At 51.8% G+C, this 21,424-nt stretch carries 16 protein-coding genes; 8 read left to right on the forward strand and 8 right to left on the reverse strand.

Annotated elements, in window-relative coordinates; all coding sequences use genetic code 11:
* Positions 1-37 precede the first annotated feature (37 nt).
* Positions 38-1,330: an L-pipecolate oxidase gene (amaA, locus tag REH51_RS07570; protein WP_009723045.1), complete on the forward strand. Its 1,293-nt coding sequence runs from the start codon at positions 38-40 to the stop codon at positions 1,328-1,330.
* A 67-nt stretch (positions 1,331-1,397) separates the two neighbouring features.
* Here amaA and hglS read toward each other — a convergent pair whose 3' ends face one another.
* The 3 genes from hglS to REH51_RS07585 are packed head-to-tail and all read right to left on the reverse strand — an operon-like array spanning position 1,398 to position 7,161.
* On the reverse strand, positions 1,398-2,759 hold the full coding sequence (gene hglS / locus REH51_RS07575; RefSeq protein WP_234667989.1) for a 2-oxoadipate dioxygenase/decarboxylase HglS: 1,362 nt from the start codon (positions 2,757-2,759) through the stop codon (positions 1,398-1,400).
* On the reverse strand, positions 2,756-5,884 hold the full coding sequence (gene ydiJ / locus REH51_RS07580) for a D-2-hydroxyglutarate dehydrogenase YdiJ (RefSeq protein WP_498937426.1): 3,129 nt from the start codon (positions 5,882-5,884) through the stop codon (positions 2,756-2,758). Before ydiJ ends, hglS begins: the two co-directional genes overlap by 4 nt.
* Entirely contained in the window at positions 5,881-7,161 is a 1,281-nt protein-coding gene (locus REH51_RS07585) for a 2-aminoadipate transaminase (RefSeq protein ID WP_498937428.1), read from the reverse strand. The genes ydiJ and REH51_RS07585 overlap by 4 nt, the downstream gene beginning before the upstream one ends.
* A 414-nt stretch (positions 7,162-7,575) precedes the next feature.
* Between REH51_RS07585 and REH51_RS07590 the strand changes: the two genes are divergently transcribed.
* From REH51_RS07590 to REH51_RS07600, 3 genes are all read left to right on the forward strand, one after another.
* On the forward strand, positions 7,576-8,601 hold the full coding sequence (locus tag REH51_RS07590; RefSeq protein ID WP_009723051.1) for a TAXI family TRAP transporter solute-binding subunit: 1,026 nt from the start codon (positions 7,576-7,578) through the stop codon (positions 8,599-8,601).
* 156 nt (positions 8,602-8,757) lie between these two features.
* Positions 8,758-10,611, forward strand: coding sequence for a TRAP transporter permease (locus REH51_RS07595; RefSeq protein ID WP_498937731.1), 1,854 nt, complete (start codon positions 8,758-8,760; stop codon positions 10,609-10,611).
* Between the two features lie 77 nt (positions 10,612-10,688).
* A complete protein-coding gene (locus REH51_RS07600) occupies positions 10,689-11,576 on the forward strand; it encodes a LysR substrate-binding domain-containing protein (protein ID WP_009723053.1) in 888 nt (295 codons plus the stop codon).
* A 224-nt stretch (positions 11,577-11,800) separates the two neighbouring features.
* Here REH51_RS07600 and REH51_RS07605 read toward each other — a convergent pair whose 3' ends face one another.
* Genes REH51_RS07605 through REH51_RS07615 form a run of 3 tightly spaced genes read right to left on the reverse strand, consistent with a single transcriptional unit; the run spans position 11,801 to position 15,524 of the window.
* Positions 11,801-12,907, reverse strand: a complete 1,107-nt coding sequence (locus REH51_RS07605; RefSeq protein ID WP_498937430.1) for a mandelate racemase/muconate lactonizing enzyme family protein — start codon at positions 12,905-12,907, stop codon at positions 11,801-11,803.
* Positions 12,908-12,921: 14 nt separating this feature from the next.
* Positions 12,922-14,346, reverse strand: a complete 1,425-nt coding sequence (locus REH51_RS07610; RefSeq protein ID WP_498937432.1) for a YfcC family protein — start codon at positions 14,344-14,346, stop codon at positions 12,922-12,924.
* Positions 14,347-14,360: 14 nt separating this feature from the next.
* Positions 14,361-15,524 carry a M20 metallopeptidase family protein gene (locus tag REH51_RS07615; protein WP_498937434.1) on the reverse strand — a complete coding sequence of 388 codons (1,164 nt, stop codon included), beginning with the start codon at positions 15,522-15,524 and terminating at the stop codon, positions 14,361-14,363.
* A 247-nt stretch (positions 15,525-15,771) separates the two neighbouring features.
* Here REH51_RS07615 and REH51_RS07620 point away from each other — a divergent pair, with 247 nt between their 5' ends.
* From REH51_RS07620 to REH51_RS07630, 3 genes are all read left to right on the forward strand, one after another.
* Complete coding sequence (locus tag REH51_RS07620) at positions 15,772-16,038, forward strand: LysR family transcriptional regulator (protein ID WP_498937436.1); 267 nt, start codon at positions 15,772-15,774, stop codon at positions 16,036-16,038.
* A gap of 63 nt (positions 16,039-16,101) precedes the next feature.
* Positions 16,102-16,653 carry a LysR family substrate-binding domain-containing protein gene (locus REH51_RS07625; RefSeq protein ID WP_498937733.1) on the forward strand — a complete coding sequence of 184 codons (552 nt, stop codon included), beginning with the start codon at positions 16,102-16,104 and terminating at the stop codon, positions 16,651-16,653.
* A gap of 31 nt (positions 16,654-16,684) precedes the next feature.
* Positions 16,685-17,161, forward strand: a complete 477-nt coding sequence (locus REH51_RS07630) for an NYN domain-containing protein (protein WP_009723058.1) — start codon at positions 16,685-16,687, stop codon at positions 17,159-17,161.
* 52 nt (positions 17,162-17,213) lie between these two features.
* Here the strand turns inward: REH51_RS07630 and REH51_RS07635 are convergent, their stop codons facing one another.
* Positions 17,214-17,567, reverse strand: a complete 354-nt coding sequence (locus REH51_RS07635; protein WP_009723059.1) for a hypothetical protein — start codon at positions 17,565-17,567, stop codon at positions 17,214-17,216.
* 213 nt (positions 17,568-17,780) lie between these two features.
* Here REH51_RS07635 and REH51_RS07640 point away from each other — a divergent pair, with 213 nt between their 5' ends.
* Positions 17,781-18,860, forward strand: a complete 1,080-nt coding sequence (locus REH51_RS07640; RefSeq protein WP_009723060.1) for an ADP-ribosylglycohydrolase family protein — start codon at positions 17,781-17,783, stop codon at positions 18,858-18,860.
* Between the two features lie 6 nt (positions 18,861-18,866).
* Here REH51_RS07640 and ovoA read toward each other — a convergent pair whose 3' ends face one another.
* On the reverse strand, positions 18,867-21,014 hold the full coding sequence (gene ovoA, locus REH51_RS07645) for a 5-histidylcysteine sulfoxide synthase (RefSeq protein ID WP_498937438.1): 2,148 nt from the start codon (positions 21,012-21,014) through the stop codon (positions 18,867-18,869).
* Positions 21,015-21,424 lie beyond the last annotated feature (410 nt).

Here is a 21,424-nt window from a genome sequence, read left to right on the forward strand (position 1 = left end):
TGGCCGACCTGCGCTTCTTTTCAGGAGGTACTATAAGATGCAAACGACCCTCTCCGAGCGCTGCCTTTGGCTGCAAACGAGCGCGGAAGCCCCAGTACAATACCCTGCGTTAACGAACCAGGAAGAGGCCGAGGTCTGTGTTGTTGGTGGTGGTATTACAGGCCTGTCCACCGCGTTACATTTGGCCGAAAAAGGCATCAAGGTCATCTTGCTGGAGGCGGGAGATATCCCCACGGGAGGCTCAGGCCGCAATGTTGGTCTCGTTAATGCTGGGCTTTGGATTCCACCCGATGACATTGTGGCTGCGCTAGGGGAAGAGAAAGGTGAGCGCGTTAATACTATTTTGGGCGGCGCTCCAGCAAAGGTATTCGACATTATTGAGCGCTATGCAATTGAGTGCGATGCGACGCGCACAGGCACCCTTCACCTTGGCCATAACACTAAAGGCTGCCAAGAGCTCGCACGCCGCCGGGATCAGTTACAAAACCGTGGGGCGCCGGTGACGTTAATCGAAGGAGAGGCATGCGAGCGGATGACGGGAACCTCTCAGATACATACAGCGTTGCTTGATAAGCGCGCAGGTACTATCAACCCCTGTGCCTATACGCGAGGTCTCGCACGTGCGGCAGCGGATCTTGGGGCTATTCTCTACTGCCAAAGCCCCGTAACAGGCATCGAGCGACAGGAAGACCGCTGGCGCGTGCTGACTCAAAACGGCAGCGTGACCGCGAGCAGAGTCGTCATGGCGACTAATGCGTATACCGAAGATGACTGGAACCAAGTTCGACAACACTTCTTTACCGGCCATTATTATCAACTGGCGTCAGAACCGCTAACGGGCGAAGCTGCCGATGCAATTCTTCCAGAAAAGCAAGGTGCTTGGGACACCCGGACAGTGCTTAGCAGCATTCGCCGGGATAAGGCAGGGCGCTTAATACTGGGCAGCCTGGGCAAAGGTGAAGGCAAACCACTGGCCTACTTAACCCGCTGGGCCGATACCATACAGAATCATTATTTTCCCGAGCTCGGCAACGTTCGCTGGGAATACACCTGGACAGGTAAGGTCGCGTTCACACCGGACCACACCTTGCGTATTTTTGAACCGGCTCCTGGGATATTGTCAGCCACTGGCTATAACGGACGAGGCATTACTACCGGCACGGTGGTTGGCGAAGGGTTTGCCCACTACATTGCAAACGAAGATGACAGTCTGCTACCTCTTCCGCTATCGCAGCCCAAACCCATCAAAGCACGCCCGCTGTGGAGCTGTGCCTATGAGGGCGGTTTCTCGCTATATCATGCGGGTCAGTGTCTACGGGTGCTTATCTAATAAGGGCGTTACTACTTAACAAAACGGCAGCACATTCCTGTCCTGCCGTTCTTTAATTAACGATGGATTAGTTTTTTAAACTTGCCAGCACCTTCGCTTTAGAGGCATTTTCGCGCTCTGCATAGAGCGATAGCTCGTCTGTTACCTGGGCACCCAGCGCTTCTTCAAAGGCATCGCGATTGGCATTCCCGGCATAGGCTTCGCTCTCAGTGCCACCCAGATTTGACTGGAAAATCCCCGCCGCACTGACCGGCAGAAAGTCTTCATAGGTTATCGGCTGTGCTTCCACTAGGCCCTGGGCGATTAACGAATCAATATCGGCACTACCAGCGTCTTTAGCGGCCTGACCTTTCTCGGTCAGATGATAGTGAAAATACGCTAACGCCTCACGGCGCATTGCCTCATCGTTATCAGGGAACTTGGCGAATACGTTCTTCATGACCGTCTGGTGCGCGTCGTTATCCAACCCTGCGGTTTGCTTACGGCCTTCAGTAAGCAACTGGTCATAAAGCGCACGGCCTTTCGGTGTTAGCGCCACACCGCGCTGTTCAATTTCACCAAAGCGAGCGGTGTGGGTGCCTTGCGCGTCACCAGCAAAACGAATCGATTCCTCTAACGCCTTAAAACTGGTCTGGCGCAGCAGAATCGGGCACTCACGACGCGGTGGCCCTTCAATGACGGCTTTGGGGTTCATGCCCATCTCCGGCATGCGGCGCTGTACTTCGTCGATATCCAGGGTGCGCGGCGTCAGGTGATTAATATGCGGCCCACGGAAGCACACCACATCGGCAATCAAACGGTGCTCATCATGTAGCGCATGATAGGTATCCAGATCGACCGTCGCATCCTGGTGCCAACGGAAAGTTTCCAGAGCTTCTTTGACGAACTGGTCGGCCTCTTCGCTGGTTAACCCACCCTGGGTTTCATGACGCTCAATAAGTTCGCGCGCCCCTGGGGTAAAGATATCGCGCTTAGCCAGAATTTCTTCTGAACGCTGGCGCAGCGCCTCGCTTTCAATAAGCTCTAAACGCAGTAGCGAGGTAAAAACGCGGAAAGGGTTCATCGCCAACGCGTCATCGTCGATGGGCCGGAAAGCGGTTGAGTGAACCGGCACGCCCGCTTCAGAAAGATCGTAATAACCGACAGGATACATGCCCATAACGGCAAACAGGCGGCGCAGCATGGAAAGCTCTGTAGCGGTTCCCACACGAATGGCTCCGTGGCGCTCTACGCTCAAACGCGCCAACTCACCCTGTGCCTCCAAGCGGCGATGAAGTTCAGGCTGCTGACTAAGCGTTTCTTGATTAACGCGCTCGACAAGTTCAAGCAGCGTGCCGTACTGCGGCACTTCGGCTTGATACATGGCCGACATCGCCTTAGAGAAACGGTCGCGAACATCATTGGTTGAAAGAAGGTTCGGTTGAGTCATTTCGTTGCTCTCTCTTGCATATTGTTGGGATAAGGATGAGATACCGACGTCAATTGCGCCAATAGCGCCTGAAGCGGGTGTGGCAAAGTTTGCCCAGAATAGCGTTTCACCTGGCTGCGGCAGGAGTAGCCTGTGGCGAGCAGCTTGCCCTTGTTTTGCTCGGCTTCCACCTGGGGCTGCCAGGATTGGGCGTAGATCGTCTTCGAGGTTTCGACATTGCGGGTTTCATGGCCGTAGGTGCCGGACACCCCGCACCAGCCTGTGGTGGCTAACTCTAGCTGTAAGCCAAACGCCGCAAACACCTGCTGCCAGGCCTTGGGGCTGCCCGGTGCGTTGGTTTTTTCGGTGCAGTGGGACAGCAGCTTAAAGCCAGGATCGGTTAAGTTCAGCTGGCGAGGCGCTAGCGTGTTAATACGGGTAGCCAGCCACTCTTGCAGCATTAACACCTCGGGGACCTGCTCGGCACCTAAGGCTTTCACGTACTCCTGACGATAGGTCAGCGTCATGGCGGGGTCGATACCCACCATCGGCACCTCAAACTCTGCCAACGCCCGCAGGCGCTTGGCCTGTTTTTCTGCCGTGCGCTCAAAGGCACCTAAAAAGCCCTGTACCTGCAGCGGTTTGCCGTTGGCAGAAAACGGCATCACAAACACCCTCAGGTTGAGCCGCGACAGCAGTTCCACCACGTCTATCACCAACTTGGCTTCAAAGTGGCTGGTGAACGCATCCTGGACAATTATCACGCTGTTGGCGCGCTGCTGCTCGGTCAGCAGCGCAAGCGAGGTGGGCGTGGCTTCGGCAACGCCCCAGGCACGCAGCTGTTTTTTCACGCTAGCGCGGGAAAGCTGCGGGGAGTCACTCATTCCAAGCCCTTTACGCATCAGGCTATCTACCCAGCGCTGGTTGAGTAGGGCGTTATACAGCGGCGCAACCTTGGCAAGGGTTGGCAACATGAATTCGGTGCCACCGATGATGTAATCGCGCAGCGGGCGTAAATAGCGGCCGTGGTAGACCTCTAAAAACTGCGAACGGAACTGCGGTACGTTGACCTTAATCGGGCACTGGCCCGCGCAGGATTTACACGCTAAACAGCCCGCCATGGCATCGTAAACTTCGTGAGAATAGTCGTGGTGTTGCTGCTTGCTAACGGTGTTCATGACCCGGCGGGGAAAGCTTTTAACAAAGCCCCAGCCGTTTTCGGCTTTTTTCTTGCGCGACTCTTCCACCACATCGATACCCGCCTGGGTTTGTAGGCGTAGCCACTCACGCATCAAGCTGGCGCGGCCTTTGGGCGAATGACGACGATCGCGGGTAGCCTTCCAGGAAGGGCACATGGGGTCATCAAGGTCGTAGTTATAACAGGCACCGTTGCCGTTGCAATACACCGCCGCGTCGTAGGCCTGCCAGGCGCGTTCGTCGATGGTGCGATCCAACTGGCCGCGCATAGTGACGCCATCGATCGTTAACAGTTCAGGATCGCTGTCTTTGGCAATCAGGTTATTGCTTTCGGCGGGCGACGCAATTTTTCCTGGGTTTAGCTGGTTATGCGGATCAAACGCGGCTTTAACGCGCTGCAGGCTGGGGTATAACTCACCAAAGAACTTGGGGCCGTACTCCGAGCGCACGCCTTTGCCGTGTTCTCCCCACAACAACCCGCCGTACTTCTGGGTCAGGGCTGCCACTTCATCGGAAATCTCACGAATCAGTTTTTCCTGCTCGGGATCTTTCATGTCCAGCGCCGGGCGCACGTGCAGCACTCCCGCATCCACATGGCCAAACATCCCGTATGCAAGTTGCCTAGCATCCAACGCGGCACGAAACTCAGTAATAAAGTCAGCCAAGTGCTCCGGTGGTACGGCAGTATCTTCCACAAACGCAATCGGGCGCTTTTCGCCCTGCACATTGCCCAGCAAACCCACCGAGCGCTTGCGCATGGCGTAAACTTTTTGGATCTGCGGGCGACCTTCGGCCAGGGTGTAGCCTAAACGCTCGACGGTAGCGTCTTGGCTCAAATGGTCAGTGAACGCCTGTACCCGTTCCGCCAAGCGCTCAGGATCATCGTCATTAAATTCGATCAGATTAATGCCACGAATCGGCGTACTACCGGTGGCGGGGAAAAACTCAGCTACGCTGTCCCAGACAAAGTCTTCCATGGCCAACTGCAACACGGTGTCGTCAATGGTTTCAATCGAGGTGGGCCGAGCGCTGCTGGCCATCAATGCCTTAGCATCACGCAGGGCGCCCATAAAGCCTGGGTAGCGCACATTAACCAAGGTGGCGTGCTTGGGAATCGGCAGCACGTTCAATACCGCTTCATTCAAAAAGCCCAACGAGCCTTCCGAACCACACAGCAGGCTGTTCAGGTTCAGTTGGCCTTGCGCCTCCCGCAGGTGCGCCAGATCGTAGCCGGTTAAGCAGCGGTTGAGCGGCGGAAATTTCGCCTCAATCAGCTCACGCTGCTGGTCGATAATCTCAGCGGCAGGGGTATGCACCTGGCCGAGAATGCCGGAGTGGGCAGCGGCCTGCTGCTCTTCGTCAGCGCTAAGCGCGCGGCTATGCAGATGCTGGCCTCCCAGCAGAACCGTGTCCAGTTCCAGCACATGGTCACGGGTTTTGCCGTACTCGCAGCTGCCCTGGCCGCTGGCATCGGTGGAGATCATGCCGCCGATGGTGGCGCGGTTAGAAGTAGACAGCTCCGGGGCAAAAAACAACCCATGGGGCTTCAGCGCCGCGTTGAGTTGATCCTTCACCACGCCCGCCTGAACGCGCACCCGCCGCGCCTCTACATCAATCGATAGGATCTGGTTCATATGGCGGGAAACATCCACCACGATACCGTCGGTCAACGACTGGCCGTTAGTGCCCGTGCCGCCGCCCCGAGGCGTTAGCACGATATCGCGGTGGGGCAGCTCAGCGGCTAGCTTGGTAAGGCGTTCAAGATCTTCCGCGTGCTTAGGAAACACCGCCGCCTGGGGCAGACGCTGGTAAATCGAGTTATCCGTCGCCAGCACCGTGCGGTTGGCGTAGTCAGGGGCAATCTCGCCTTCAAAGCCGCGAGCGCGCAAGGCGTCGAGAAACGCCACATAGCCACTTCGCACTGCCACTTCGCTGACCATTGCGATCATGCCTTGAGCGTCTCCAGCGCCTGCTCGATAAGCCCTAGCCCTTCTGCCATGACGTCTGCTTCAGTGGTCAGCGGCGGTAATAAGCGTAAGACATTACGTTTGCGGCCACTGGGCATTAACAAAACGCCAGCATCACGTCCGGCGGATAACAGGTTAGCTAAGTGCTCCGCCCCCCTGGCGTTTTCAGTGTCTTCAAAGACGATACCGCGCATTGCACCAATACCGGTCATGGCCCCTAGCATGGGAAAACGCTCGCTTGTCTTCCAGCGTTGGTAAGCACTCACAATCGCCGCTTCCTGGGCATCTCCCCATGCACTTAGCGCGTCATCCTGCATGATATCCATGACTGCCAACGCGGCTGAGCAAGCCACCGCATTACCTGAATAGGTGCCTCCCAACGCGCCTTTGGGTAAGGCATCCATTAACTCTTTACGCCCGACCAGGGCAGCAAGCGGAAGACCTGAGGCAATACTTTTTCCTAACAGAAGCAGGTCGGGCTCGATGCCGAGGTGACTGAAACCAAAGCGCTTACCGGTTCGTCCGAAACCTGATTGGATTTCGTCACAAATCAATAAAATACCGTGCTGATCGCAGATTTCCCGCAGCGCTTTGGCAAACTGGGGGCAAAGTAAACGAAAGCCGCCTTCCCCTTGAATGGGTTCAACGACGACACACGCTACTTCACTGGGGGCAATCTCGACGTCAAATACGCGCTCTAACGCAGCCAGCGATTGCTCAGCGGATACCCCACTGTCCTGACTAGGAAACGGCACGTGATACACCGGGCCAGGCAACGCGCCCAAGCCTGCTTTATAGGGCTTAACTTTGCCGTTCAAATTGAGTGCTGCCAACGTGCGGCCATGGAAAGCATCGTCAAAGGCAATCACGCCTTGGCGACCCGTAACGCCACGGGCGACTTTCAGGGCATTTTCGGTCGCTTCCGCACCGCTATTTGTCAGCATACAGCCCAACGGATAAGAAACCGGCACAAACTGATCAAGACGCTCTACGACAGAAAGGTAGCCACGGTGAGGCAAGGCATTAAACGCTGAATGCATGAGGGTATCGACCTGGGCCTTGACGGCCTCGACCACCGCTGGATGGCCATGCCCCAGGTTAAGCACACCAATACCGCCAATAAAGTCGATATAACGCTGCCCCGCCTCATCCCATACCTCTGCATTCCGCCCTTTAGTAATACAAACGGGATGAAGGATGCCTAATGCACTGCTGACGTAGGGAAGGTCCATCGTCGTAAACGCTCCTGAAATTGCCATGTGTTCCCTTATCAAACAGGTTCATATGGCAGATCACAAACGAAAAAAAAAGCTAAATACATGCCAAGCAGGAATGCATTGGGTGTGAACACTTAATCAGAAGCAGAAGCCCAGCATAGCCCACTCATTGCTAGCACATATTCCACTAGGCAGACTATAAAAAGAAAACGTCGTGCTGGGCATGCAGATAAAAAGAACAAATTATTGATTACATAAGGGATTTCTTAAAAGCTTTTGGCATGACAAAATGGAATGCGTACGCAACTTAATTTCTTTTGTCTGTCGAGCTGCATACGTGAACAATAGCCAGCTATCTTTTTCGCGACATTTTTACTGATCGATCCCCAGACGGTCGGATTGCGAAAATTGCTAAACATAATTTTATTATAAATAATTTAATTAGCAGGAGTTAACATGAAAAACATTCCCTCTAACGTGTTTCCAACAAAAGTGCTATCACCAAAAGTGCTATGCGGCGTAGGTGCCACTCTTTTGTTGGCAGGCTGTGGTGGCGAGAGCAAACCTAATATCGCTATTGGCCCCCCTGCCAGTACCACTCAAAGCGTTTCTCAACTACTTTTTGATGCCTACGGGATTGGTAGCGATAAGTACAATACCTATCAGGAAGGGTTTGGTGCTGCACTCGATGGCGTACAAGATGGCAACATCGATATTTCTATCGGCATTCTTGGTTTGCCTTCTGGTAGCATCGAGAACTTACAAGCCTCGAGTGGCGATGCACGCTTGATTAGTTTAAGCGATGACGCTATTGACTATATTGAAGAAAATAGCGCTTATCAGCGCTTTACGATTCCTGCTAATAGCTATGCTTTCCAAAGTGAAGATGTAAATACTATTACTGCTTATGCCATTTTAGTTGGCAACACGAATACTATTGATGAAGAGCTAGGTTATGAACTAGCGCGTTTAATGCATGAATATGCTGAAGAAAACACGCACTCTCAGTCTGCGTTTATTACCCTTGAAAATGCACTGAATGGCTCAGAAGGTCTGCCCATTCACCCCGGTGCTAAAAAGTATTACGAAGAGCAAGGCCTCACCGTAGACAACCCTGTCGCTGAGCTTAGCGAAACAGACGCCAAAGAAGAGTTTATTTTAGGTACCGGTAGCCAAGGGGGTACTTACTACCCACTGGGTGGTGAGATGGCCACTATTTGGAACCGGTATCTGGAAAATCAAAACTTCACCAATATTGAAACTGGCGCCTCAATCGAAAACTTAGTGAGCATCCGTGATAACAATATGGATCTCGGGATGACCGTGCACGCACCGGCGCAAGATGCCGTTGCAGGAAGCGGAGAGTTCGAAAGCGGTGCTATTGATAACGTCGCCTTTATCGGACACATCTACCCTGAAGTCATTCAGATTGTCACTCGTGAACGCTCCAACATTGACAGCCTAAGTGATCTAACCGATTGATGTTCCCTTTTCGCCGCTGGCTAAGCCAGCGGCGTTATATGTATGAGGTTTAATCGTGGATAAAAAAAAACTCCTGACGAAGCGGCGCTGTTAGAAAAGTATGATCGTGAGTCACAAGTACGTTCGGCACTTCAGCTAGGCAAGTGGGGATGGCTGATCACCCTAATGGGTGTATCACTGACGTGTTTTCATCTCTACACCGCTTATTTTGGTACGCTACCGTCACAGCAGCAAGGCGCCGTCCACTTAGGGCTTGCTTTGGGGATGATCTTTATTCTATTCCCTGCAACGCGAGGCGCAGGCAGGCGCAATGGAGTGCCGTGGTACGACGTACTACTCGCCTTCGCAGCAACCTTTGCTGCCTACTATAAAATCCTGTTTTATGAAGAAGTCCTGCGTGCAAGGGTCACGGGCTATTCAGCCTTTGATCTAACGATTGCCGCACTCGGCGTGCTGTTTGTACTAGAAGCAACTCGCCGTACCGTTGGTATGCCAATCGTTGTCATGGCCACGCTGGCAATTCTTTATGCGCTGTTTGGCAATCTAATACCCAGCCCTTTGCTTTCCCATCCTGGCTTCTCTCTTGAGCAGGTGTCTCCCTACTTATGGTTCAGGGAAAGCGGCGTTTTTGGTACGCCTCTGCAAATATCGGCGCGCTTTATCTTCTTGTTCTTGTTTTTCGGCGTTGTCCTGATGCATACCGGAGTAGGTCGATTCTTTAATGACTTAGCCTTTGCACTAACTGGGCGCTTTACTGGTGGTGCCGGCAAAGCCGCTGTCATAGCAAGTTCGCTGCAGGGCATGATTTCGGGAAGCTCTATCGGCAACACCGTGGCCTCTGGCTCTTTCACCATTCCTATGATGAAAAATGCCCGTTTTAAACCCGAGGTAGCGGGAGCAGTCGAAGCGTCAGCCTCTACGGGTGGTCAGATCATGCCCCCCTTAATGGGCGCAGCGGCCTTTATCATGGTGGAGTATGTAGGCGTTTCTTATCGCGAAATCATGTTCTCGGCGCTGATTCCCGCCATTCTCTATTTTGCGGGTATTTTTATGGGGGTTCATTTCGAAGCCAAACGTCATCGCATTCTCGGCCTTCCTAAAGATCAATTGCCCAGCAAGCGTAAGCTCATGCTGTCAAAAGGCTACATGCTACTGCCTTTGCTCGTCATTATTACGACCATTAGCGTTGGCTTTACCGCTCAACGAGCAGCACTACTGGGGATAGCATGTGCGTTTGCTGTCAGTTTGGCGCGCAAAGAAACACGCCCCTCATTAAAAGATATATTGGTTATTTTTGAAAAAGGCGCGCGCGTGGCACTGCCAGTGATCGCTGCAGTCGCTTGCGCAGGTATTATCGCTGGCGTGGTAGGCATGACAGGAATGGGGTCAAAATTTGCCGCCGGCATTATTAGCTTGGCTGATGGCGTTTTGATACTTGCCCTGTTATTCACGATGATTGCCTGCATTGTTCTGGGCATGGGATTACCCACAACAGCAAACTATGTCGTCACTGCCACAATTGCCGCACCGGCGCTTATTAATGAGTTTGGCCTTCCGCCAATGGCAGTGCATTTGTTTGTCTTTTATTTCGGCATCATCGCCGATATTACGCCTCCCGTTTGCTTAGCCGCCTTTGCGGGTGCGGGTATTGCGCAAGCCAACCCAATGAAGACCGGCTTTACGGCGGGTAAATTGGCGATTGGTGCGTTTATTATTCCTTATGCCTTCATTTATAATCCCATGCTGGTACTAGTCGAACCTACGCTGCTGGGTCTTTTAAGCGCGTTGTTCTTTTCACTCGTAGGGATTATGGGCGTCAGCAGTGCGCTACTCGGCTACTTTGTGCGCGATTCCTTCTTCTGGGAGCGTCTGGTACTGTTAGTTGCAGGGCTTGCCATGGTGGTTCCTGAGTTGCTAACCAGCGGCTTAGGCTTACTTGCCATGGTGACGGTGGGCTGGCTTCAGTCGCGCCGTCCTGACAAATATCAGGAAGCCGCGTCGCTCGCCTAATGAGCCATTATAAAAGCCTAGCTTCCCCCCGGCGCTTAGTCGCCGGGGCGGCTTTCAGGTCATCAGGAGCGCCAGGTTTGGCATCACGTAATCTTCCTTCTACGGCGGCTATGCAGTGCTTTGAAGCGGCCGCACGTCATATGAGTTTTACTCGGGCAGCAGACGAGCTAAACCTCACGCAAAGCGCTGTCAGCAAACAAGTTGCACACCTCGAAACCACCTTGCAACACAAGCTATTTCGTCGCGTGCGTCGCAGCCTGCTGCTAACCCCAGAAGGAGCTATTTTTTTAAGTGACGTACGTAAAGTGCTCACTCAAATTGAGATGTCGACGCAAGCGATAATGACCTACAGCGGTAATAGCGAGGTTCTTAAAATCGCCACATTACCTAGCTTCGGTAGCCGCTGGTTAGCCAATAAGTTACCTACCTTTCTGGCCGCGAATCCCGGCATTAGTTTGGAGTTTCATGACCGCGTAAAAGATTTTGATCTTGAGCAGCAAGATATCGATATTGCTCTGTTTTATGGACATGGAAGTTGGCCAAGCCTAGCTTGTCATAAGCTTATTGATGAGGATATGGTCGCGGTTGCTTCTCCAGAATTACTGGCTCAGCACCCCATTCATTCAGTGGATGACTTAACACGACTGCCGCTGCTTCACCTCTCGACACGCCCTGACGCTTGGCACCACTGGTTTGCAAACCAAGAGATCATCACTGACCGTAGCTATCATGGCACTCGCTTCGAGACATTTCCTATGCTGGTACGAACGGCAATGGCAGGGGGAGGTGTCGCACTGGTTCCTCACTTTACCGTCGATGAAGAGTTGGAAGGTGGCCGACTGACAGTTGCTTGGCCATATAGATTACTCAGCGAGAGTGCTTATTATCTTGTTTACCCTGAACACCTAGGGGAGCTCGCCAAGGTGCGACGTTTTGTAGAGCATATCATCCAGTTCAGTGATTGATACTGGCACAGTACTACGCTCTGCTATGTGATAGCTAAACAACTAGCCATTGCTTTGTGCCAAATAATTACCTCATTTAATCCCTATTAAAAGCTTAGCGCTATTAATATGTTTATATGTTCATACGCTTGAGATTTTATAACAGCATTGATAACTATCGGGCAGAAGCACCAAAGAAGAAAACATCTTTTTTACGTCACTCCCACCCGAGAGTACACCTTAGGTCAGTCAATGGTGTCGACAAATTCGCTGAGATCCCGCACTCGACTCTTGTCGATAGTCACGCCAAGTCCAGGTGAATCGTCCAACACAATATGCGTTTCATCTCCCGGCATCTGGGCAACATCTTCCCCAATCATGGCAGGCCCCACCAAGTCATTCGCAATAATATTGGGATGCGCCAGCGCTAAGTGGGCACCCGCGAGCGTCGCGATCGAGGACTCCACCATAGAGCCTATCTGGCAGGGTATATCAGCCGCCATCCCGACCTCTGCCATCGCCATAGCAGGACGTAGGCCAGAGGATTTCATTAACTTGATGTTAACCATGTCAGCAGCGTTTAGTTGAATCACATCCAGCATCTCTTTAACACCGTGAATAGGCTCACCAGCCATAATCATGGCATCAGTTGCCTGAGTCACACGGGCCATGGCTGCGAGATTCTCCATAGCGACGGGTTGCTCAAACCAATCCACTTGATAGGGCGCTGCATGCCGAATGACCTGAAGCGCTTGCTTAGCACTCCATCCTTGATTGGCATCCACGCGCAACGCAATCGATCGGTCTAGCGTCTCTCTAACGCGCGCAATCCGCTCAACATCATGCTCCGGCGTATCTCCCAGTTTGATTTTGATGGACTGATACCCGCGCCGAGCAGCCTCTTTCGCCTGACGTGCCATCTCCTCCGGCGCTAACATGCTGATAACGTATGGAAGTTCCAATCTAGCATGGCTACGCCCTCCTAGCAGCGCATAAAGCGGCTTTCCGCACTCACGCGCCACTAGGTCGTGAAGCGCAATATCGAGAGCTGCTTTAGCCGAGGGATTATGGCGAATTTTACGGTTGGCGGCATGATGGAATTGCGCAATATCACTGGCGTTGGAGCCCATTAGTAAGGGCGCTAGCTCACAGGTTATGATTTCTCGTGCGCCAAGATACGTTTCTCCAGACACATGCTGATCTACCACGGCTTCCCCCCAGCCAATCTGGCCAGAAGCAGTCTCGATACTGACGATCAGGCTGGCGATATCGTGATAAGTGTCATAAGCAATTTTAAACGGTTGCTTAAGTGGAAGACGCACACCATATACCGTGATTTTGTTAATACGCATTATTGATGCCTTATTTATGTCCAGGAAAAGATCTGAGCCAGAGTAATCATGAGACTTGCCATACCCAGTTGAAGAATCGCTAATGGCAGTATCCATTTGATCCACTTACTCCACGACACACCTGCCACCGCAAGCCCTGCCATGAAATATCCCGACGTTGGGGTAAGAATATTGGAGATGCCATCACCAAACTGAAACGCAAGAACAGCCGTCTGACGGGTGACTCCCACAAGATCTGCAAGAGGCACCATCAAAGGCATGGTCAGTGCTGCTTGGCCACTGCCAGAAGGGACTAAGAAGTTCAGGATAAGTTGAACAAAAAACATACATACAGCAGTAACCACCGCGGGCATTCCACTCAGCAGCCCTTCGAGATGATAAAGAATGGTATCTAGGATTTCCCCATTTCTCAGAATCACCAGGATGCCAAAGGCAAAGCCCACTACCAGTGCCCCCATCGCAATTTCCTGAATGCCTTCAACAAAGTGGTCGGCAATTTTATTCGGGTTCATACGCGCGAATGCACCGATTAAAATAGCCATCAAGAGAAAGGCGCCGGACATCTCACCGATATCCCAGCCGTGACGTATCACCCCATAAGCAATAACAAGAATAGTGCCTACGAAAGCAGCGAGGACGAGTTTGTCGGCAACTGATAACGCACCTGGATCTTCATTGGCTTGCGGTTTGCCAAATTGACGGCGGTCACTATTAAAGACAGGACTTGCCTCGGGGTGAGCTTTGACTTTGGCCGCATAGCGAGTGACGAAAGCAATACTGACGCTGACAAATATTAGCCAGTAACAGGCCCGCAGAGTCATTCCAGAAAACATCGGGAGTTCAGCGATATCCTGGGCAACGCCAACGGTAAAAGGATTCATAAACGCTGCAGAGAAACCGGCACCAGCACCTACCAGTGGCACCGCTGCGGCCGTAATAGAGTCATACCCCAGCATACGCAGTAACGGTGCGAGGATAATGATAAAGGCGATTGTTTCTTCTGCGAGCCCGAAGGTTGCTCCCCCCATTGCAAATAAAAGCATCAGTAAAGGGATGAGGATGAGATCACGCCCAGTAAGCGCATTACTGATACTGGCAACGACTTTTTGTAAGACCCCGGTTGCTTTAAGAACGCCAAACGCGCCGCCTGAGATGAAAATAAAGAAGATGATGCTACTGCCTTCCCCCATCCCCTCAAAGACCGCCATGAAAGGACTTAACCAGCCAGCCTCCTGAGCTTCAACCGCCGCATAACTGTCTGGCACCACGACCGTACGCCCTTGCTCATTTGTTACACGCTCATAGCTACCCGCCTGAAGAAAGTAGGTTGATAAAGCAGCGAGACAGATAAAACTAAATAACACGACAAAAATATGCGGGAAGCGAAACGTTGCTCGTGAACTCTTCTCGCGTGTCATTGTTTTTTCGAGAGGTGTCATGGGGTATCCCCAGTTTATTGATGGTTATCGAGAAACTGCATTGCCACACTTGTCAGGAAGTCGCTTCCAATCGACAGAATGGCATCGTTAAAGTCATAGTCAGGCTGGGGAAGTTTCGGTGTTTGTGGCCCTGAACCATTGCCAATCCATGCATAGGCACCAGGAATATGCGTAAGAAAAGCCCCCATATCATCAGCTCCCATGCTGACTGGGTGCTCTACCAGCTGTTCATGCCCCCAACGCTGCACCACCACATCGCGGCACAGTTGGGCGCAACCGTGGTCATTGGCAACCGCCGGTGTTGAAGGAACATAATCGAGTGTGACGTCGCATCCTGTTGTCTTGGAAATCCCTTCTGCAACGTCGGTAATCCGCCTCTCAAGACGTTTACGTAGCTCGGGTTTAAAGCAGCGCGCGGTGCCCGTCAGCCGAGCAGTCGCCGGAATAATGTTGCTAGCATGGCCGCTTTGCAGGCTGCCGAGACTAATAACAGCGATGTCCTGGGGATCAATATTACGACTGACAATCTGTTGAATGGCGGTTGTAAATAGACTGGCCGCGACGATGGGGTCTGTCGTGAGGTGAGGCATCGCTCCATGCCCCCCTGTGGAGTGGAATGTCACCTCAAAATCATCGCTTGATGCCATGTGAGGGACGTCATGGATGACAAAACGCCCGGCGTCTACACCTGGCCAATTGTGTAGTCCAAATATCGCGTCGAGGGCGAATCGCTCTTGAAGTCCCTCCGCAAGCATCGCTTCAGCACCAGTACCAATTTCCTCTGCAGGTTGAAAAATCAACACGACAGTTCCCTGAGCTGGGCGCTGGTTAACCAACTGTGCAGCAGCAGCCATCAGCATTGCCGTATGTCCGTCATGTCCACATGCATGCATTACATTTGACTGGCTGGAGCGATGCGAAAACTGATTAGCTTCCTCGAGTGGCAAAGCATCGAAGTCGGCTCGAAGCCCAACGGTTGCACCAGTGCTAGCGCCTTTGATAACGCCGACCACACCGTTGCCTCCTATCCCCTCATGCACCTCATCTACCCCCAGGTCACGTAGCGTCATTGCAATACGCTCAGCTGTCATAAACTCCTGGCCAGATAACTCTGGGTGCTGGTGGAGATCCCTACGAAACGTGATCATTTTCTCAAGCTCAATGGCTGATAACGTCATGAGAGGTAGAACCTTGTTGTAAAGTGGTAAATAACGCACTACCTAGGCGGTCTGCGATAACACATGCTTATGCAACATGAATCGCATACGCCGTTATGCGCTTAGCCAAGTTGTTTTTGAGTATGTTGTAACGCTTAACGCGAATAAAATACTTCTTCCCGATAGCGTCATACCTTTATGGGATGAGGCTTTAGTTGTATTTTCTGTACAAAATGAGACGCGCATCGTGACGTCATCGGGAGCAGACATGAACACAAAAAAATTGAGGTACTTCATGGCAGTGGTCGAAGCGGGTTCGATATCGTCTGCTGCAAAGCAGATACCGATCGCTCACCCCGCCTTGACGCGACAGATACATCAACTTGAAGCCGATATCGGGGCAGTCCTGTTTCATCGTGACCGCAAAGGGGTATCTCTGACCCAAGCGGGGCATTACCTATATGCCAACGGGCAGCGTCTACTGTCAGAACTCGAAAGTGTCGCGAAAAAAACACGCGATATCGCCAATGGCTAACGCGAAAGCCTCTCGCTCGGGATTAGCACCATACATCCCTATATTCCCAGCATTACAGCACTCATCAGCAGGTTTAGATCACGTTACCCATCGACGCAGTTAACGCTGGAATCAATGTTGTCGGGTCCTCAGACGGCAGCGATTCTGGCGGGTCGGCTCGATGCAGGCATTTTGTTCATTGAACGAGAAGATGAGCCACGGCTCGATTACTATCCGTTAGCCAGTTTTCGTATGGCGGTCTTCACCAGTAGATGCCACCCTCTCATTGCAACCGCCCCGACTTCGCTTAAGGATTTTCACGGCGCACCGTTCATTCGGTTTAGTCGAACCTCAACGCCTGGGAGCTTCGACCGCTTAGATAGATGCTTCCAGAAGGTAGGCTTCATACCTAATACCGTTCAGGAATGTCGCGATGACATAACTATTCGCAGTTTGGTCGCTACAGGGATGGGGTATGCGATTATGCCAAGCATTATGGCACTGGGGGACAAAGACATTGTCGCCTATGAATTAGAAGACTTGCCACTAGCCACAGACCTCATGCTTGCTTGGCAAAAAGGTCGCCAGCCAGAGGCAGTAAAAACACTATGCCAGCTCGCCGAAGAATCAAACTAACTTCATTATTAATGAAAAAAGATTACATCTTATGACAAAAGTTGCGATATTTATTGATATCCAAAATATATATTACACCGTGCGTGAAGTGTATGGTAAAAATTTTGATTACAACAAATTTTGGTCGCAAGTAACTGCTAATAGAGACGTTGTGGCCGCTTTTTGCTATGCCATCGATAGAGGTGACCAAAAGCAACGGGAGTTTCAAAATATACTCAGAGCGATTGGTTTTAAAGTAAAGCTAAAACCTTTTATTCAACGTTCAGATGGTTCTGCGAAAGGCGACTGGGATGTTGGCATTGCACTCGATGCAATGGAATACGCTGAACAGGCAGATGTTATCGTATTAGTGTCAGGCGACGGAGACTTCGATATTTTGGTAAATAAAATTCGTACTGTGCATGGCAAAAAAGTTGAGGTATATGGTGTCCCTCAGTTAACTGCAGCGTCATTAATAAATGAAGCCAGTGAATTTATAGCGATAGATCGATCACTTTTGCTACGTTAGCTTTATAATAAAGTCGCTTAACTGCAGAAACAGTTAGCATAGTGCCTTTCCACTATTCGCGTTGTAACTGATCGACCCGCGCTAGGATCAGCCGTCGCCCCTCATGTGGAGAGAAGTGAAACTGGCCTTCTACCTCCACAGTTTCACCTAGGTACGGGGCTATCTCCTGATGGGGAAATATCTCAACTCGATTAAGATATTCGTCTTCTATCCAATAATGAAGAGGGTCATTAAAATGCCGCACAACGCCCTGGGTAACGATTTTTCTGTCGTCGAAATCAGCAGGATTGTTCACCAACATGGGCAGTGGCACCGTCACTGTTAGTTGCCCGCGACATCCGCTGATCAGGGTTACCAATAGCAGCATGACTGCCATAAGACCGATGCGTTTTTGGAGTGACTCCATTGCATTGCTCCCATTCATTATTGATTGTTATTGGATCTCTTTGGGCGTCGCTAGTATTAGTTTCGCACGCATCCCGCATCCCCGCCATTCTCTCAATTTCTTATACATCCTTTATATCCCTGAAGGCTCACGGTAATGTAAATACTCAGCTTTTTCCTTGGGTTACTTGATATTGCATTTCCACAGCGATACATAACGTTAGAGGGCCTACCCATGACCAATAATGTTCCAGCAAGAGCGACTGCCGCGCTTAAAAATCTGTTTATTGGCGATGCACTGGCTATGCCTGTGCACTGGTTCTATAACGTTCACGATATCGATCGTGCTTTTCCAGGTGGGATAAAAACGTTTGAAGCGCCTCCCGAATTTCACCCTTCATCCATCATGTCGGTGCACTCTACCAGTGGCGGTGGTCGCAAACGGGCGGCTAGTAGCCAACAGCCTGAGATTGTCGGCGGTGTCATTCTGAAAGGAAAACAGTCGTACTGGAATCGCCCAAACGTACACTATCACCAAGGCATGGCTCCTGGAGATAACACGCTCAATGCGCATTGCGCGTTAACGCTCATGGAAACCATGGCAGAGCCAGACCAGCACTATAATAGCGACACCTTCCTCCAGGCTTATATCCGCTTAATGACGGCGGATACGCCAGCCCACCCAGATACCTACGCCGAATCTTACCACCGCGGCTTTTTTGCTAATTTTGAAAAGGGTTTGCCGCCCAAACAGTGTGGTGCGGTGACTCACGATACGCCTTCCATCGGTGGCTTGGTGACAATTGCCCCACTTGTGATTGGCGAACGTTTGAAGGGGCTTTCGTTGTCGGATACCCGCAAGTGTTGCCGTCAGCACCTCGCCCTGACCCACCCTGACAACTTTCTCGCCGAGGTTTGCGACGCCTACGTCGAACTAATCGACGGGTTACTGTTTCGCGATCATGAAAGCTCGGTTCAGGAACTTTTGCTACAGGCCACTCGTGGCCTATCGAAGCGTGACCTGAAAAAACTAGTTGCCAGTCAATACAAAGAGCGCGAGGTGATCGGAAGTGTTTTATCCACAGCCTGTTACATTACTGACGCCTGGCCAGCGGTGCTATACCTTGCCTGCAAACACCAACAGAATCCTCTGAAGGCCTTACAGATCAACGCGGAAGTTGGCGGTGACAACGTTCATAGAGGTGCCGTGCTGGGCGTATTGCTAGGGTTGATCAATGGTGAAGCCGACGAGGGCTTGTTCACCCGGTTAACCGAACATGCGTCGATTAACCGGGCCATTGAGGGTCTTTTTTAAACCTCGCTAGGAGCGACGCTCCCATAGCGTGACTTCCGAGAGGCTATGCTGGTATTTATGCATGGTCTCACGGATCACAAAGGGTACCTTTTCAGGGGCGCTAATCATCCGGAAATTGGGTTCAAGCAGCGCTTTAAGGCCATCCAACGTGCTAACGTTTTCACCATCTTTCTTGACCCCACCAATCCACTCTTCCTTGGGCGTGTACTCTTCCAGCCAAGTATAAGGCGAGGCGATCATCAAGATGCCGCCTGCATTGATGCGCTGATGGACCGTTTGCAGAAACTGTGCAGGTTTATAGAGCCGGTCGATCAAATTGGCGGCCAGCACTAGGTCGTAATTGCTGAACTGCGGCTTGAGATTGCACGCATCACCTTGATGAAAGCTAACGCGGCTCGCCGACTTTTCCAGCCCCAGGCTCGCCAGCGTACGCTCCTGATAACTGACCAGCTCACCCTCCTCCACTCGGGTATATCGCAGCACTTTCTGTTCGGCCATCTCCACGCCCTGGCGAATAAAATTGGCTGAGAAATCTACGCCGTCAACGTGCTCAAACTCACGGGCCAGCTCAAAACTGGAGCGTCCGCTGGCACATCCTAGATCCAGGGCGCGTTTCTTCTGTTTACCGGCCAGACTGGCCAACGCCCGGTTAGCCAATGCTTGCGGGAAGTTGGCAATGCCAAACCAATCATCGCCGTAATGAAACTCTGCATACTCAGCCATGCGGGCATCGCTTTCATAATAGGCGCTGGGCAACGTAACCTCGGCATCCGACACCACATAGCGGAAACCCGCATGCTGGAAAAAATGACGCCGGAACGCATAGCGGGCACTAAGACGCGTTTCGTTACCACACGATATCCAGGAACCACCCTTGATCAGGTTATGCTGATTGTCGAAAGTCGGTGTGGTGAAGTCATCGTATAGCGGATGCACGTCAAATCCTGGAAACGGATAGGGGGGAGTTTCCACCCATTGCCAGACGTTGCCCACGACATCAAACCACTGACCGTGCTGGAATCGGGTCACTGGGCAGGAAGAAGCGCCATGATCCAGATGCAGGTTGGCGTTGGCAGGCGTATCGCTCTCAAGTTCGGTGACACCTGCCTCCTCAACCAAGCGATGCCATTCATCTTCTGTCGGCATGCGCACAGGCTGACCAATCTGCTCGCTTTTCCAGTTGCAGAAGGCTTTGGCTTCGTGGAAGTTAACCTCCACCGGCCAATCCCAGGGCATTTCAACTTCTTCTGTCATCAAGCGCAGAAACCATTCGTTTTTCCACACCCAAAACGTGGGATGCGTCGCTTTAGCAAAGTTGCGCCAACCCAACCCTTCTTCAGACCAAAACGTATCGCTCAAATAGCCGCCAGCTTCTACAAACTCAAGAAACTCACTGTTACTCACCAAGAACTGGCTAGCCTTGAACTCATCCACTTCAGCCTTGTGATGGCCGTACTCGTTATCCCAGCCGTACCAAGGGTCGTCAAAGGACTTGCCTAAGGTTACCCCTCCCCCTGGCACTGTGATCAGGCTGTTTTCCGGTGGCTCTCCGCTAATGCTCACCGGCTCCCATTCTCTCTGGGGGGGTACCAGATGAAGCTGCTGTTGACGGATTAATACTGACGACGTTTCCAGGTGAATCCGCTCGTGCTCGATACCCATGACGATTGGCCAGAACGGGCTATCCCAATCGACTGGCAGCGAAAGCGGTAGTTCACGGATCAAGGTGAGTACCGCCGCACGAACCATGGCGCGGTAGCTCATGACCTCACTGACTGACGGCCACTCATAGTGATCATCATTCAGGTCATCCCAGCTCATCTCATCGACGCCCACAGCGAAAATAGACTCCATATTGGGATCGATACGGGTGGGCAGAAGTTTAGCCAGCACCAACTTGTTGACGAAAAACGTCGCGGTATGCCCGAGGTAGAATATCAGCGGGTGCCTAAGCGGAATGGACTTCCTTACGTATGCTTCCTCGCTCACCAGCGTGGTAAAAAGCGACTCGTAGCGGTCAAACGTTGCGATAAAGCAGGCCTCAATATCCCGGCGTGTCGCGTCAGGATCATTACCAGCCAGCATCACGGTACGGGGGAAAAGGCCGAATGATGTCGATTCCTGCAGCCCAGCGGGTGAATTGGTGGAAGTCATCTCTTAGAGCACCTTTTTATCTTTAAAAACGTGAGTTTTCTCGCACCCCGCCCAAGCTCGGCGGCGTCTCTGTTACCACCGCTGAATTGCAGTTGCACGAAGCAGATAGTTCTCATCATTAAAAACCATAAACTTGTACAAAAGCTACCTCAGTTATACAAAAAGTTAGCCGCAACTCATTCGTCACAGCTACGGGGCAATAAAAAGAAGACCTTACAATGGGGCGACGTCACACTCATTGATTGAGTATCACTGCTTGCAACACATGCTTGCTTAGAAACGCGAGGACGATGCTAAGGCCTAGTCCAGCAACGATGTGCTTAGATCTGAGCCATTGATGCAAGATTCAAAACTTATGGAGGAAGGGATAAATGCAGGTAATGCTAGAGATGAAAAAGCGCTGCCAGCTG

This window comes from Halomonas bluephagenesis, assembly GCF_054790765.1.